Annotated in this window: 12 protein-coding genes; 6 read left to right on the forward strand and 6 right to left on the reverse strand. The window is 59.2% G+C overall.

Features of this window, described 5'->3' with window-relative positions; genetic code table 11:
• Positions 1-61: 61 nt before the first annotated feature.
• The 3 genes from coaD to phaeop14_RS08095 all read right to left on the reverse strand — a co-directional run bounded on the left by coaD (position 62) and on the right by phaeop14_RS08095 (position 2086).
• Positions 62-556 carry a pantetheine-phosphate adenylyltransferase gene (gene coaD / locus phaeop14_RS08085; RefSeq protein ID WP_014874824.1) on the reverse strand — a complete coding sequence of 165 codons (495 nt, stop codon included), beginning with the start codon at positions 554-556 and terminating at the stop codon, positions 62-64.
• A gap of 142 nt (positions 557-698) precedes the next feature.
• Entirely contained in the window at positions 699-1133 is a 435-nt protein-coding gene (locus phaeop14_RS08090; protein ID WP_040169329.1) for a CBS domain-containing protein, read from the reverse strand.
• A 56-nt stretch (positions 1134-1189) separates the two neighbouring features.
• Positions 1190-2086 (reverse strand): LysR family transcriptional regulator, encoded by an 897-nt coding sequence (locus phaeop14_RS08095; RefSeq protein WP_040178639.1) that lies wholly within the window; start codon positions 2084-2086, stop codon positions 1190-1192.
• A 132-nt stretch (positions 2087-2218) separates the two neighbouring features.
• On the opposite strand from phaeop14_RS08095, the gene phaeop14_RS08100 reads away from it, so the two are divergent.
• From phaeop14_RS08100 to phaeop14_RS08110, 3 genes are all read left to right on the forward strand, one after another.
• Entirely contained in the window at positions 2219-3718 is a 1500-nt protein-coding gene (locus phaeop14_RS08100) for a CoA-acylating methylmalonate-semialdehyde dehydrogenase (RefSeq protein ID WP_096789242.1), read from the forward strand.
• 213 nt (positions 3719-3931) lie between these two features.
• Complete coding sequence (locus tag phaeop14_RS08105; protein ID WP_040169335.1) at positions 3932-4960, forward strand: fatty acid desaturase; 1029 nt, start codon at positions 3932-3934, stop codon at positions 4958-4960.
• A gap of 214 nt (positions 4961-5174) precedes the next feature.
• Positions 5175-5774: a L,D-transpeptidase gene (locus tag phaeop14_RS08110; protein WP_040169337.1), complete on the forward strand. Its 600-nt coding sequence runs from the start codon at positions 5175-5177 to the stop codon at positions 5772-5774.
• Positions 5775-6038: 264 nt separating this feature from the next.
• Here the strand turns inward: phaeop14_RS08110 and phaeop14_RS08115 are convergent, their stop codons facing one another.
• Positions 6039-8063, reverse strand: coding sequence for an O-linked N-acetylglucosamine transferase, SPINDLY family protein (locus phaeop14_RS08115; RefSeq protein ID WP_244905820.1), 2025 nt, complete (start codon positions 8061-8063; stop codon positions 6039-6041).
• A gap of 39 nt (positions 8064-8102) precedes the next feature.
• On the opposite strand from phaeop14_RS08115, the gene phaeop14_RS08120 reads away from it, so the two are divergent.
• The 3 genes from phaeop14_RS08120 to mmsB are packed head-to-tail and all read left to right on the forward strand — an operon-like array spanning position 8103 to position 11174.
• Positions 8103-9248 carry an acyl-CoA dehydrogenase family protein gene (locus tag phaeop14_RS08120; RefSeq protein ID WP_040169341.1) on the forward strand — a complete coding sequence of 382 codons (1146 nt, stop codon included), beginning with the start codon at positions 8103-8105 and terminating at the stop codon, positions 9246-9248.
• A 7-nt stretch (positions 9249-9255) separates the two neighbouring features.
• Entirely contained in the window at positions 9256-10302 is a 1047-nt protein-coding gene (locus tag phaeop14_RS08125) for an enoyl-CoA hydratase/isomerase family protein (RefSeq protein WP_040178640.1), read from the forward strand.
• Positions 10299-11174: a 3-hydroxyisobutyrate dehydrogenase gene (mmsB, locus tag phaeop14_RS08130; RefSeq protein ID WP_040178641.1), complete on the forward strand. Its 876-nt coding sequence runs from the start codon at positions 10299-10301 to the stop codon at positions 11172-11174. The genes phaeop14_RS08125 and mmsB overlap by 4 nt, the downstream gene beginning before the upstream one ends.
• A gap of 805 nt (positions 11175-11979) precedes the next feature.
• On the opposite strand, the gene uvrA is transcribed toward mmsB, so the two are convergent.
• Together uvrA and phaeop14_RS08140 are read right to left on the reverse strand one after the other, a co-directional pair.
• Positions 11980-14856, reverse strand: a complete 2877-nt coding sequence (gene uvrA, locus phaeop14_RS08135) for an excinuclease ABC subunit UvrA (RefSeq protein WP_040178642.1) — start codon at positions 14854-14856, stop codon at positions 11980-11982.
• A gap of 110 nt (positions 14857-14966) precedes the next feature.
• The gene (locus phaeop14_RS08140) at positions 14967-16154 is read right to left on the reverse strand and encodes an MFS transporter (RefSeq protein WP_040178643.1); all 1188 of its coding nucleotides are present in this window, start codon (positions 16152-16154) and stop codon (positions 14967-14969) included.
• Positions 16155-16257 lie beyond the last annotated feature (103 nt).

Raw genomic sequence — 16257 nt, forward strand, 5'->3', positions numbered from 1 at the left:
ACAGACAACAAAAAACGGCCCCAAACGGGACCGCCCTAGCATCCGAACAATGTGGCGCGCGTTACTTGGCCAATTGACGGCGCAGCTCGCTTTCGACCAGAGGCGTCACGAATTTCGAGACATCCCCCCCCAGCCGCGCGATTTCCTTCACCAGCTTTGAGGCGATCGCCTGATGCCGCGCTTCGGCCATCAGAAACACCGTCTCGACCGAACTGTCGAGTGCCCGGTTCATGCCGACCATCTGGAATTCATATTCGAAATCAGCCACCGCCCGCAGCCCCCGCACGATGATCTGCGCGCCGACGTCGCGGGCACAGTCAATCAGCAGGTTCTCAAACGGATGGGCGACAATCTCGGTGCCGGTCTGCTCGCTGAGCTTGGCACATTCCGCCTCAATCATGGCGACACGCTCTTCCAGCGAAAACAATGGCCCCTTGTCGCGGTTGATCGCAACGCCGATCACCAGCTTGTCCACCAGCGCGCTGGCCCGGCGGATAATATCTATATGCCCCAATGTGATGGGATCGAATGTGCCGGGATACAAGCCAATACGCATGGGGCCTCTCCTGCCTGCTGGTTGGATGCGCGCAAGCAAACATTTTTGTCATCGGGGCGCAAGAGCGTGGAAATACCGAGCCGCTCCTGCGCCGTGACGTCAGGGCTTCGACACAGGCTTTGGCCGCCGTCGAAGCGTGGGGTCAGTGCCCCATGATCATGCCCTCAAGGGCATCTTTCTCCATCGCAACCTCAGCCAGCTGTGCCTTCACAACATCGCCCAGCGACACCAGACCGATCAGCTTGCCGTCTTCCACCACCGGCATGTGGCGGAACCGTCCCTCGGTCATCTGTTTCAACACATCCTCGACATTGGACTGGCTGGTGCAGGTGACCAGCTTGCGGGTCATATATTCACTGGTGGGTTTGCTCAGACAGCCGGAGCCACTGCGGGCCAATTCCCGCACGATATCGCGCTCAGACAGGATCCCTTCGGCGGTCTCGCCATCGCTGGAGACCAGCACGGTCCCGATTTTATGTTCGCCCAACAGTTTGGCTGCCTCGGATATCGTTGCCTCAGGAGCAATGGTAACCACCCCAGAGCTTGCCTTGGACTTCAGAATCAATTGAACCAGCATAGGCGCTCCTTTTTGTAATTTTCTTGCGTACCACCAAGGGTTGCCCTATCGCGGCATCAAGTCAAGCCTTCCAGCCGGACCACTTCGTCGCGTATGCCTTTTGACAACGCCTGCGCAAAGCGATTGAGCCGGTCGCTGCGCTGATCGCCCTGATGACGCACCAGATAGAAACTGCGGCTGAGGCTGATTTTGTCAGTCAGCACTTTGCGCAGGGACCGATGCGACGGCAGCGTGAAATCATGTGCGACGCAGAGCGCGGTGCCCTCCGCCGCCAGTTTGATCTGCACTGACACCGAATTGGAGGCCAGCGCCACCCGCTCGACCCCGAGGTTGTTGAGGTAATCCAACTCGCGATCAAAGATCATATCGGGGATATAGCCGATCATCTTATGGTGCTTCAGATCCTCCAGCGTCTTGATCGGCGGATGCTCGCGCAGATAGTGACGCGACCCCACCAGGTGCAGTTTGTAGTCGGTGATCTTTTGCACCAGCAACTGACCTGCTGTGGGCGCGCTGACCGTGACCGCCATATCGGCCTCGCGACGGCTGAGGTTGATGACCCGCGGCAGAGCAACGATCTGTATATCCAGATCCGGGTTCTCAGCACCGATCCTGGCGCAGACCTGCGGTAGCAGATAATTGGCACTGCCATCCGGTGCCCCGATACGGATCTGCCCGGACAGTGTGTCGCTGGGACCGACCAGCGCCTCCTGCCCCGCGCGCATCGCCTGTTCTGCCGCCTCTGCATGACCCAACAGACGGTCCCCGGCGGCGCTCAGCGCATAGCCCTGCGGTGATTTCACAAACAGTGGCGTATCCAGCGCCTCTTCAAAGCGCGAGATCCGCCGACCCACTGTGGCCGGGTCCATTTTCAGGATCCGCCCCGCCCCCGACAGGCTGCTCTCCCGCGCCACTGCCAGGAACACCCGCATGTCATCCCATTGTGGATCCATGAGCTTTCCCTCCTCCTGCCGTCAACATTCTGTTAACCTTTGCGTTCCTGCAAAGCCTCTTTGAGATCTTTCCTCTTTTCCAGTGTTTTTTGCAAGCCTAGGATATCGCCAAGATGAACAGAGGAGGATCCGATGAAAGAGCTCGGCCACTTTATCAACGGCAAACTGGTCTCCGGCACTTCGGGCCGGTTTGACGATGTTTTCAACCCCGCAACCGGCGAGGTGCAGTATCAGTGCCCGATGGCCAGCGCTGCGGAAACCACCGACGCGATCGAAAAGGCCGCCGCAGCGCAGTCCGCGTGGGGCGCCACCAACCCGCAGAAACGCGCCCGCGTGATGATGAAAATGGTCGCGCTGATGAACCGCGACATGGACAAGCTGGCCGAGGCGCTCTCCCGCGAGCACGGCAAGACCATTCCGGATGCCAAGGGCGATTTGCAGCGCGGTCTGGAAGTGGTCGAATATTGCATCGGCGCACCGCAGATGCTGAAAGGCGAGTTCACCGACAGCGCTGGCCCCGGCATCGACATGTATTCCATGCGCCAGCCCCTGGGTGTTGTTGGTTCCATCATGCCCTTCAACTTCCCCGCCATGATGCCGCTGTGGCATGTCGGCCCGGCCCTGGCCTGCGGCAACGCCGTGGTGCTGAAACCGTCTGAGCGTGATCCCTCCGTGCCGCTGATGCTGGCGGAGCTGTTTGTTGAGGCCGGTCTGCCCGAAGGTGTGTTCCAGGTCGTGAACGGCGACAAGGAAGCCGTTGACACCATTCTGGACAGCGAGATCATTCAGGGCGTGTCCTTTGTCGGCTCCACCCCGATTGCGCAGTACATCTACTCCCGCGCCACCGCCAACGGCAAGCGCGCGCAGTGTTTCGGTGGCGCCAAGAACCACATGATCGTGATGCCTGACGCCGATCTGGACCAGGCCGCAGACGCCTTGGTTGGCGCTGGTTTCGGCGCGGCTGGCGAACGCTGCATGGCGATTTCCGTGGCCGTTCCCGTCGGTGAAGAAACCGCCGACAAGCTGATCGAGAAGCTGATCCCGCGCATCGAAAAGCTGAAAGTCGGCCCCTACACCGCAGGCGACGACGTCGACCTCGGCCCGGTTGTGACCGCTGCATCCAAAGAGCGGATCCTGGGCCTGATCCAGTCCGGTGTGGATCAGGGTGCGACGCTGGTGGTTGATAACCGCGACTTCAAACTGCAGGGCTACGAGGATGGCTTCTTCGTCGGTGCACATCTGTTTGACCATGTCACCCCGGACATGGACATCTACAAGCAGGAGATCTTTGGCCCGGTTCTGTCCACCGTGCGTGCAGACAGCTATGAGGACGCGCTGAAGCTGGCGATGGACCACGAATACGGCAACGGCACCGCGATCTTTACCCGTGATGGCGACACCGCGCGCGACTTCGCGTCCCGCGTCAACATCGGCATGGTCGGTATCAACGTGCCAATCCCCGTGCCGCTGGCCTATCACACCTTTGGCGGCTGGAAGAAATCCATGTTTGGCGACCTGAACCAGCACGGCCCGGACAGCTTCAAGTTCTACACCCGCACCAAGACCGTGACCTCCCGCTGGCCCTCGGGCATCAAAGAAGGTGGCGAGTTCAACTTCAAGGCGATGGACTGATTTTCAGATCAATCCGCTTGCAACTCAAGGCTCCGGTGCTGCCGGGGCCTTTTCTTATGGTATGTGCCCGCAATTGATGTTGCCACGCCGCACTCCCCATATTTCTGCGCACTTGCGCGTTATTTCGTCCCAATTGACCCGGATTTTACTTGCTCAATACCACCGGTAGTCTATCCGGTCTGCCAGAGGCAGTGAAACGACAGGCAGATAAGTATGTCCCAAAAGCAAAACGGGCCGCAGGCGGCTGAGAAGACGGCGCGTGATTGGGTCAAGATCCTCGCGCAATACCGCGAGCCCAATATGCTGCGCAGCCTGTTTGAATTGACTGTCACCGTTGTGCCTTTTGTGCTGCTCTGGGCGCTGGCCTGGTGGTCGCTCTCGGTCAGCTACTGGCTGACGCTGGGCCTGTCGGTTTTGATCGCGGCCTTCCTTCTGCGGCTCTTTACCATTCAGCATGATTGCGGCCATGGCTCGTTCTTCAGCAATCGGCGGCTCAGCGACTGGGTTGGACGCATCATCGGTGTTCTGACCCTCACGCCTTATGACGTCTGGCGCCGCACCCATTCGATCCATCACAGCACCCATGGCAACCTCGGCAAACGTGGCATGGGTGATATTCACACCATGACCGTTGCAGAATACCGTGCCGAAAGCCGTTGGGGTCGTCTGATGTATCGCCTCTACCGCCATCCGGTCACCCTGTTTGCAATCGGGCCTGGTTATCTGTTTTTTCTGCAGAACCGCATACCCTATGGTCTGATGGGACAGGCTCGCTATTGGATCAGCGCGATGGGCACCAATCTTACCATCGTGATTGCGCTGGCCGCGATCTGGTATTTCGGCGGGCTGATGCCGCTTTTGCTGATCTTCGTCCCGGCGACCCTGCTTGCGGCCACCGCCGGGCTGTGGCTGTTCTATGTTCAGCACCAGTTCGAGACCACCCAGTGGGAACAGGAAGACGACTGGCAGCTGCATGACGCGGCCCTGCACGGCAGCTCACATTACGTGCTGCCACCGGTGCTGCAATGGATCAGCGCCAATATTGGCATCCACCATGTGCATCACCTCTACAGCCGCATCCCGTTTTACCGCCTGCCCCAGGTGCTGCGCGACCATGCTGAACTGGCCGAGGGCAACCGGATGACCATCCGTGAAAGCCTTGCAAATGCCCGGCTGCATCTGTGGGATGAAAACAGCAAACGCCTGTTGTCCTTCGCCCAAGCACGTCAGCTCTACGGCTGATCACCACCAGTGGCACAGGCCAGGCCCGGCGCGGCCATCCCGGCACCGCCATGCCTCTGCGCCGGTCCAACTGCGGCAGGATTTTGCTGGCTTAGGCCTCCTCGCTCTACACAACCCTGTGAGGCCGACAAAAAATTGTAGCCCGCCCCCTAGGAAATTGCCGCGCCATGCCTAATTTGGGGGCAAACGTCCGAGCAGACCGCCGAAGGATACCATGAGCAAACTTCACATGACCCGCCGTGCCGCCCTGTCCGGGCTTGGCGCCACATTGGCAACCCCGACCCTGCTTCGCGCGCAATCCAGCGACGCCTTCCCGGTGGAAGAGCCAAAGATCGAGACAGAAATTCCCGTCAAACGCAACATTTCCTCATTCCAGCAGCAGGCCTGGCAGGATCATTTTGACGAGCTGGGTGTGGGTTGTATGCTGGCCGATATCACCTCGCGCGCACTGCACTACTGGGGTGGCGATGGGGTCACTTACCGTTTGTTCCCCTCCTCCGTTCCAATGACCGAGGAATTGACCAAACGCGGTTACACCAAGGTCGTGCGCAAGGCCAAGAACCCAAGCTGGACCCCGACAGCCTCAATGCGCGAACGCGACCCCTCGCTGCCTTTGCGGATGGATGGCGGTCCCGGCAACCCGTTAGGCACCCGCGCCATGTACCTCAGCTGGCCCGCTTATCTGGTGCACGGTACCCATGACACCCGCAAGATCGGTCGCCAAAGCAGCTCCGGCTGTATCGGCCTCTATAATCAGCACGTCGAAGCGCTCTATGAAATGGTGGAGGTCGGCACCCAGGTCCGCCTGCTCTAGGCGCTAACGAACCCCAGCAGCTAGACCCCCGCAGCCCTTGCACCAATGTAGTGTGAGTGGCGCCAGCAATGAGCCCATTTCCTGCCAAGGTCACGGCTTAGGTCGAGCCTCGAGCAACCGGAACCAATCGGCTGCAGATCTACCAAACGCGCACCGGCACCCCGGGGCGCGTTTTTCTTGCAGTCAGCCAGCTCATTCGATCTCACGCGGACCAGCACCAGACAGCCGATGTCTCGTTACATTGCGCCAGCGTTTCTGCCGAGCCTAGACCTTCCCCTCGGCGAGACTCAGGTGATCCGGTTTCAAACCGTTGTCATACCGCAGGATCGCCTTTTCTATCAGCGCCTCGAAATCCCGAACGTATTGTTCAGTATTATAGAGCGGTGTCGTCGCGATATTGGCCTTCAGCTTCTCACGCAGCGCCTGAAGCTCTTCCGGCTGGGTGGCCAGACGCAACGCCAATGCGTGATACTCCTCATCCGTTTCGGCGATCAGCTCGGGGCAACCAACCGCCGACACAATGCTGGCTGCAACACGTGCGGCGAATTGCTCCCCCGGTTTCGTGACCACAGGCACACCCGACCACAGCATCTCACTCGCCGTGGTGTGGGCATTACAGGCAAAGGTATCAAGGAAGATATCCGCCAAGGACAGTCGCGCTACGTGATCTGGGGTGCTGCAGCGCCCGGCAAAAACGATCCGATCCGCGAAGACGCCCCGCGCCTCTGCTTCCTTGAGAATATTCGCGCGCACGATATCGGAAGCAGCCAAGAACCACAGTACACTGTTGTCCACCTGCTTTAGCAGGTCCATCCAAATATCAAATTCTACCGGCGAAACTTTGTTGTGATTGTTAAAGGAGCAAAACACCACCGCATCCTCCGGCAACCCCATATCGGCCCGGGTCGGCCGAGTCTCGGGATACTGCCGGCTGTTGTCATTCACCTGATAACAATTCGGCATATAGAGTATCTTCTCGGAGAAATGACGGCGCCCCTCTTTCGGGACAGTGATTGCGTCAGCAAGAAAGTAATCCATCGTCGGCATGCCTGTGGTGCTCGGGTACCCCAGGTAGGAAATCTGCACCGGTGCCACGCGAAACCCGAAGATCGCAGGGCGGGCGTCTTTTGTATAACCTTTCAGATCAATGGCGATATCGAGACCATCCTCACGCGCCAACACAGCGACGTCCTCATCTTTCCGAGCTTGGATCTGCCGGTAGCAGTCAGCGGAGCGCAGCACACGCTGACGCATCACATTGTCCGGTTCTTCGCTGTAGTCGTAGATAAAAATTTCGAATTTATCACGGTCGTGCAGCTCAAAGTGACGCGCCATCAGAAACATTGTCGCGTGATTGAAAAAATCACAGGAGAAATACCCCACCCGGATTTTGCGACCGGCCACAGGCGTGCGGTCGAATTTGCGGGTCACCTTCCGCTCCGAGATCGTCGCTTTCTTCTTTGTCTTTGAAACAACTCGTTTCTTCTGAAAGCCACCGTCGTCAACGTAGAGCAGTGTAGTGAATGGGTCTCCATTGGCCGGATCATTGTCTAGGATCCTCAGCTTGTTTTTCTGATCGTCATAGACCGACCAGTCGCACAGATTCATTTGTGACTGTACCAACCGAGAAACATTCATCGCATTTTCGGGGTTCAGTTGGTACACCGTCTCAAAGAAGCCCACCGCATCGCCCAACCTGTCCATCAAAAACAGGATGGTTCCGATCGCGCTCAACCACTTTGGGTTTAAGGGTTCCAGCTTGAGCGCACCCATCAAATGCTTCAGGGCGAGTTCATATTTCTTTTCCTGCATGAAACTTGACGCAATCTCCGCATGCAGCGTGGCATTGTCCGGCTCAAACATTAGCGCCTGCGAGGCCAAGTCGCGCGCTCGTTTATAATCCGCCTCGACAAAGGCTTGGCCCGCCTCTGCCTTGAGCCGCACCACAGGAGATACGGCCTCGGCCTCCAATTTGCGACGCGCCGATTTTGAAAGATGTTTGGTGCGCAATGGCTTGTTCATCGAGAGTCTGCCCTCAGCTGATCCGCCGTGACTGCTATGCGCCACGGTTTTTGACAAATTTCGGCCAGTTTGAAAGAAAATGCCTAAGAAACGGTTCATTGCCCAGTCACCCGCACTCCTTGCAGCAATGCCCTTACTTTTCCGCCGGAACTGTGGATAAACCGACATTTCTGCACAGCGGCTTTGCACCGCTGCGGCTTGCCCTGCTGCACTTGGGTCGCTAAAAAATAAACAACCGTTCAATTCATGACGACCCCGGCGGGTCATATTCGGGCCGGGCTGCGTTCACACGAGGGAGGACACACTGTGGATTTCGCATTGACCGAGGAACAGACCGCCATTTTCGATATGGCTTTCGCCTTTGGACAGGAGCATATCGCCCCCTTCGCCCGCCAGTGGGAGGCTGAAGGCACCATCCCGAAATCACTCTGGCCGCAGATCGGTGAGCTGGGCTTTGGCGCGCTTTATGTCTCTGAGGAGACCGGCGGCGCGGGTCTGTCGCGGCTGGATGCCACCTTGGTGTTTGAAGCGCTGTCGATGGCCTGCCCGTCGGTGGCCGCTTTCCTGTCGATCCACAATATGTGCGCCAAGATGCTCGACAGTTTTGCCAGTGACGAGATGAAGGCGCGGATCATGCCGGACATCCTGTCGATGAAGACCGTGCTCAGCTACTGTCTCACGGAACCCGGTTCCGGCTCTGATGCTGCCGCGCTGAAAACCCGCGCCGCCAAAACCAACGAGGGCTACACCCTTAACGGGACCAAGGCGTTCATTTCCGGCGGCGGCTATTCCGACGCCTATGTCTGCATGGTCCGCAGCGGCGAGGACGGCCCCAAAGGTGTCTCCACAGTCTACGTCGAGGATGGCACCGAAGGTCTCAGTTTTGGCGGGCTCGAGGATAAAATGGGCTGGAAGAGCCAGCCCACAGCCCAGGTTCAATTCGACGATTGCAAAATCCCCGCAGACAATCTGGTCGGAGAAGAGGGCAAAGGCTTCACCTACGCGATGAAAGGTCTCGATGGTGGACGTCTGAACATCGCCTCCTGCTCCCTTGGCGCGGCCCAGCAGGCGCTGACGATGACGCTGCAATATATGTCCGAGCGCAAGGCGTTTGGTAAATCCATTGATCAGTTTCAGGGACTGCAATTCCGCCTTGCGGATATGGAGATCGAACTTCAGGCAGCCCGCGTGTTCCTACGTCAGGCGGCGTGGAAACTGGATCAGGGCGCGCCGGATGCGTCCAAACACTGCGCCATGGCAAAGAAATTTGTCACCGAAGCCGGATCCAAAGTGGTCGACCAATGTCTGCAGCTGCATGGTGGTTACGGCTATCTTGCGGACTATGGGATCGAAAAACTGGTGCGTGATCTGCGCGTCCATCAGATCCTTGAGGGCACCAATGAGATCATGCGTGTGATCACCGCGCGCCATCTTCTGGCCGAAAACCACTGAGGCAGCCATGAGCGATATTGATATCCGCGTCACCGGCCGCGCCGGGCGGATCACCCTCACCCGCAGCAAGGCCCTTAACGCGCTGAGCTATGACATGTGCTTGGCCGTCGACGCCGCGCTAAAGGCCTGGGCCAAGGACGACGCTGTTGATCTGGTGGTGATGGACGCCGAGGGCGAGAAAGCCTTCTGTGCGGGCGGTGACATTGCCGAGCTGTACCAGACCGGCACCAGTGGCGATTATGACTATGGTCGCCGGTTCTGGCGCGATGAATACCGGATGAATGCGCGGATCTTCGAATACCCCAAACCGGTGGTGAGCTTCCTGCAGGGGTTTGTCATGGGCGGCGGTGTTGGTCTTGGCTGCCACGGCACCCATCGCGTTGTTGGCGACAGCACAAAGATCGCCATGCCCGAGGTTGGCATCGGCCTTATCCCGGATGTTGGCGGTACCTTGATGCTGGCCCTGGCGCCAGGGCGGCTGGGGGAATACCTTGGCCTCACAGGGGCGCGTATGTCTGCGGCGGACGCGATTTACGCAGGCTTTGCGGACCACTACATCCCCGAAACCCGCTGGCCCGAGCTGATTGCAGAACTGGAACACTCAGGCCGCGCAGATCTGCTTGCGGACGCCGCAGAACCCGTTCCCGACGGCCGCCTGGAGGCGCTGCGCGACACCATCGACCACAGCTTCGCCGGGGAGACTTTGGGTGATATTCTGACCACACTTGATCAGGACAACAGCACCTTCGCCGATGAGACGCTGAAAACCCTGCGCCGCAACGCCCCGCTGTCGATGGCCGCCACAGTTGAGCTGCTGCACCGGCTGCGCCTTGGCAATATGGGCATCCGCAAGGCGCTTGAACTGGAATACCGCTTCACCCATCGTGCGATGGAGAAAGGCGACTTTCTGGAAGGCATCCGCGCCCAGATCATCGACAAGGACCGGCAGCCCAAATGGCAATATGCCGACGGCACGGTGCCTGCCACGGCGGTCAGCCAGATGCTGATGCCGCTGGCGACGCAGACGCTGCAGTTTGAGGAGGAGAACACATGAACATCGGATTTATCGGTCTTGGCAATATGGGTGGCCCGATGGCGGCCAATCTTGCCAAGGCAGGCCATCGCGTCACTGGTTTTGACATGGCGGATGTCTCCATCGAGGGGGTGACCATGGCCGCCTCCGCCGCAGAGGCCGCGAGCGACGCTGAGGTGGTGATCACCATGCTGCCCAATGGACAGATCCTGCGCGCGGTTGCGGATGACGTCATCCCCGCCATGAGCGCGGGCGCCACGCTGGTGGATTGTTCCACCGTGGATGTCGACAGCGCCCGCTTGGTGGCTGATCAGGCAGGGGCCGCCAACCTGATGTTTGTCGACGCACCGGTCTCCGGCGGTATTGGCGGCGCCTCAGGTGGCACGCTCACCTTTATGGCCGGTGGCTCGACTGCGGCCTTTGCGGCGGCGGAACCGTTGTTTGACATCATGGGTCAGAAGGCTGTGCATTGTGGCGACGCAGGCGCTGGTCAGGCGGCGAAAATCTGCAACAATATGATCCTCGGCATCACCATGATCGGCACCTGCGAAGCCTTTGCCTTGGCGGACAAACTTGGCCTCGACCGGCAGAAGATGTTTGATGTGGTCTCCACCTCTTCGGGTTACAGCTGGTCGATGAACGCCTATTGCCCCGCCCCCGGCGTCGGGCCGCACTCCCCGGCTGACAATGGCTACCAGCCTGGTTTTGCCGCAGAACTGATGCTCAAGGATCTGCGTCTGGCACAGCAGGCCGCCCATAGTGCGGATGCGGACACCCCCATGGGAGCATTGGCGCAGGCGCTCTACTCCATGTTTGTCGAGGAAGAAGGTGGCGCGGGCAAAGATTTCAGCGCCATGCTGCCCCGGTTCGAGGCGCGCAGCCGTCACGATTGATCCAACAATCGCGGAAAGGCTCAGCAGAGACGAGAGACTGCGGCGTAGCCGCCACCGCAGGGGACCGGCCAGCGGTGCCTGCACAGATCGCCCGCGATTTTGCAGCAAAGACCCACGCCGCAGCCTTGGTTCTGCGGCGTTTTTCGGTGCATTGCCGTTTCAAATTAAAAACCCGCCAGAAATCTTTATGCCGAAAAGACCATTCTAAAACTTTTAACGACGGATCTCAAAATTGCTGTTAGCAGATCCCAAATATCCCAGGCGCGCTGTTAAGAAATCTAAAATTTTCAATTTTACACCGCAAAAATTCGTTAACTTTCACCTAGACGCATGGAAAACGATATGCAAACCTGACGTCGAACCACCGACACATCTGTGTTTGTCATACTATGGTGCGACAAACACCCCTTCCCTCCGGCAGCGTCTGGTCACCGGCTGAAGAATTTTCAGCATGGAACTGAGGCGTAGAAATTAACACCGGAATTAATGAGGAATAAGGAAGTGATTGAAAAAGCGGACCTCTGTAAATTCTCAATATAAGACACCACTAGCTGTTTAACCTATTTCGTCGCATTTGCACAGGTTCGTTTGACTTCTGAAAAGAAGACTTCCACGCCAATTGGATTAAAGACTTTGGGTCGCGATATCTTCCGCCTGCACATCCTCGGTTGCAGGCTCTCCCCACCTCCACGGGTGTCGCGCCGTCCCAATCCAGCTCTGTGGAAAGCGCCGCTGACAGAATGTCGGCGGCGCTTCGTTTTTTGGGGTCAGATTTGTCGCGGGACACCACAAACATTGCGGCGGATCACTCCGCCGCGAGACTGCGGGCGTCGAGGATTTCTTTGAGGTAGTGACCGGTGTGGCTGCCCTTTGCTGCGGCCACATCCTCTGGCGTGCCTGCGGCAACGATCTCACCGCCGCCGTCGCCGCCTTCCGGGCCAATATCAATGATCCAGTCGGCGGTTTTGATCACATCCAGATTATGTTCGATCACCACAACAGAGTTGCCCTGTTCGACCAATTCATGCAGCACTTCCAAAAGCTTACGCACGTCTTCGAAATGCAGACCGGTCGTCGGTTCATCCAGAATATAGAGCGTCCGCCCGGTGGAGCGTTTCGCCAGCTCTTTCGACAGTTTGACCCGCTGCGCCTCACCGCCCGACAAGGTGGTCGCCTGCTGGCCCACCTTGATATAGCCAAGGCCCACCCGCATCAGCGCGTCCATCTTGTCCCGGATTGATGGCACCGCCTGGAAAAATTGCTGCGCATCCTCCACTGTCATATCCAGCACATCGGCGATCGACTTGCCCTTAAACTGGATTTCCAGCGTCTCGCGATTGTAGCGCGCGCCCTTACAGGTCTCGCATTCCACATAGACATCGGGCAGGAAGTGCATCTCGATCTTGATGACACCATCACCCTGACAGGCCTCGCAGCGCCCGCCCTTCACGTTGAAGGAGAACCGCCCCGGTTTGTAGCCCCGTGTCTTCGCCTCCGGCAGCCCGGCAAACCACTCGCGGATCGGGGTGAAAGCGCCGGTATAGGTGGCCGGGTTTGATCGGGGGGTCCGGCCGATGGGCCGCTGGTCGATGTCGATCACCTTGTCCAGATGCTCCAGCCCCTTGATCGTTTCGCAAGGTGCCGGGGTCTGACGCGCGCCGTTAAGGCGCATGGATGCGGTTTTGAACAGAGTCTCAATGGTCAGCGTGGATTTGCCACCGCCCGACACCCCAGACACACAGAGGAACTTGCCCAGCGGGAACTCCGCCGTGACATTCTTGAGGTTGTTGCCGGTGGCCTTGACCACCTTCACCGATTTGCCATTCCCCTTGCGCCGCACGGCAGGGATGGCGATTTCCCGGCTGCCTGACAGATATTGCCCGGTGATCGATCCGGCATCGGCGGCAATCACATCGGGCGTTCCGTGGCTGACGACTTGCCCGCCATGCACCCCGGCCCCCGGCCCAATGTCAAAGACGTAATCCGCCTCGCGGATCGCGTCCTCGTCATGTTCGACGACAATCACCGTATTGCCCTGATCGCGCAGGTTTTTCAGCGTCTCCAGCAGGCGATCATTGTCACGCTGGTGCAATCCAATGGAAGGCTCATCCAGCACGTAGAGAACGCCGGTCAGGCCGGAGCCGATCTGCGACGCCAGCCGGATTCGCTGGCTCTCACCGCCGGACAGGGTCCCGGCATTGCGGCTCAGCGTCAGATATTCCAGACCCACATTGTTGAGAAAGCCCAGGCGCTCGCGGATTTCCTTCACAATGGCGCGGGCGATCTCCTGCTTTTGCGCCGACAGATGGTTTGGCACATCCTCGATCCAGGCCAGCGCCTCGCGGATCGACATCTGCACCACCTGCCCCACATGCAGCCCTGCGATCTTCACCGCCAAGGCCTCTTCGCGCAGGCGGTAGCCGTCACAGCTGCCACAGGGGCGGTTGTTCTGATAGCGTTCAAATTCTTCCCGGATCCAGCTTGAATCCGTTTCGCGGTAGCGCCGTTCCATATTCGGAATGACCCCTTCAAAGACGCGGGTCACCTCATAGACACGGCCACCTTCGTCGTAGCGGAATTTGATTTCCTCATCCCCGGAGCCACGCAGGAACACCTGCTGCACCTTCTTGGGCAGGTCTTTCCACTTGGTGTTCTTGTCGAACTGATAATGTTTGGCAATCGCCTCGATGGTTTGCAGGAAATAAGGCGATTTCCCCTTTCGCCAGGGTGCCAGCGCCCCGTCATAGATCTTCAGATTCTGATCTGGCACAACCAACCGATCATCAAAGAACAGTTCGACCCCCAGACCATCACATTCCGGGCAAGCGCCAAATGGCGCGTTGAAGGAAAACAACCGCGGTTCGATCTCAGGAATGGTGAAACCACTGACCGGGCAGGCAAAATTCTCTGAGAAGGTGATCCGCTCGGATTCCGGCACCTCTTCGCCCTCCGCCGCGCGGGGGGCCGTTTCCAGAATGGCGATCCCATCCGCCAGATCCAGCGCGGTGCGCAGACTGTCCGCCAGCCGGGTCTCCAACCCCTCACGCACCACCAGACGGTCGACCACCACATCGATGTCATGGCGGAATTTCTTGTCCAATGTCGGCGGCTCGTCCAACTCGTAGAACTCGCCATCCACCTTCACCCGCTGGAACCCCTGCTTGCGCAGTTCCAGGAACTCCTTGCGATACTCGCCCTTGCGGTCGCGCACGATCGGCGCCAGTAGGAACCCACGGGTCCCCTCCTCCAGCGTCATGATCCGGTCGACCATATCCTGCACCTGCTGCGCCTCGATCGGCATCCCGGTGGCAGGCGAATAGGGCGTGCCAGCACGGGCAAACAGCAGCCGCAGATAGTCATAGATCTCTGTTACCGTGCCAACGGTGGAGCGCGGGTTTTTCGAGGTGGTCTTCTGCTCAATCGAAATCGCAGGCGACAGGCCGCTGATGTGATCCACATCCGGCTTTTCCATCATATCGAGGAACTGGCGCGCATAGGCCGACAAGCTCTCGACATAACGGCGCTGCCCTTCGGCATAGATGGTGTCAAATGCGAGGCTGGACTTGCCCGAGCCGGAAAGGCCGGTGATCACCACCAGCTGATCGCGCGGGATATCCACGTCGATGTTTTTCAGATTGTGCTCGCGCGCACCGCGCACTTCGATCGATTTCAACTCAGCCATACTGCCCCCAAATTCAACGCCAGCCACCCTTGCAGCCGGTGTCCGACCCTACAGATAGGGACTGCATCGCGAGTCTCCAATAGAAAAATGAGAACGGAGCGCGAACATGCTCAGATTGCTGCGGTTTGCCTCCGCTGACGGGCCAACATCGCATGCACGGCAAAGCCCCCGATGAACAGCATCAGGGCCATGGTCATCATCCCATGGTAGCCGCCAAAGGCAACTGCCGCCACCATCAGCGGCGTGCCGATCGCATTGCCCAGATTGCCAGCCTGGCTCATGGCGCCATTGGACTGCGCCTGCTCCGCCGCCTCGGCGTTCAGCTGCGGCACCGAGGCAAAGCTCGCCCCCTGCACCAGCCCGAAGGCCACCGCCAGCGCCATGCAAGCCAGCGGCAGACCGGGCGTCAGCAGCAACCAGATTGTGCCAGCGGCCGCGAGCAGGAACCCCGCCTGCACCACGCGCACCGCCGCCATCCGACGCAACAGCCAGACCCCCAGTGTCATTGAGGTGGCGATGCTGACCAGCGGCATGGCGCTGATCACCCACACGCGCGTGGCCGCATCCAGGTGCGGCGGCAGCACCGTCAGCAAGGCGACAAAACAGGTGGTGTAGAACAGCCAGCCCGCCGCTGGGGCCACTTTCGCCGGGGAGCGGTAGATCTCCAGATGCAGTTTCGGCAGATCCGCCAGCTTGGCCAGCGGCAAACGGGGGGGCACCTGCACCGTCTTCAACACCCGCCCCAGCACCAGCGCCAGCCCTGCCATCATCAGCGCATGGGCGCCAAACAGCGACAACAGGCCAAACCCCGCGACCAGCGGCAGGCCAAACCACACCAGCAGCGCGAAGGACACACCAAAGAACGTGCTCCAGATCGACAGTGCCGTGCCCCGATGACGCGGGCTACAGATCTGCGGGATCAGCGTTGGGGCGGCCACCACGATCCCCAGATGCGACAGGCCTTCGATCAGCCGCGTTGCCAGAAACAGACCATAGGGCAGATGCAGCGCCTGAAGCGCCGACATCACTGCCCCGATCCACAGCGCCCAGACAAGACTGCGGCGATACCCGAAGGAGGCGACAAACCCACCCGCAACCACGCCAAGCAAAATGCCGAGCACACCAACCATGGTCACCACCAGGCTAAGCGAGGATCCGGCCCCCGGATATAGCAGGCCCAGCTGATCAAAAATAATCGCGATCTTGCCATATTGCGCCGCGGCGCCCAGACCGGCGGCCCAAATGATCATTACCACACCCCAGCGGGTCTGTGGTTCATGGATATGGGGTGTGTTCATGGAGGCTGCCCTCATTGCAATCGCGCATTGCGCAGGAAATCCGCCAGGACCGGCCGAAGCGCAGGACATACCCCGCCTGATAGCGAAGCGCCAGACGGGCTGA

Origin of the sequence: Phaeobacter piscinae (assembly GCF_002407245.1) — a bacterium.
In the GTDB taxonomy this organism is placed as follows: domain Bacteria; phylum Pseudomonadota; class Alphaproteobacteria; order Rhodobacterales; family Rhodobacteraceae; genus Phaeobacter; species Phaeobacter piscinae.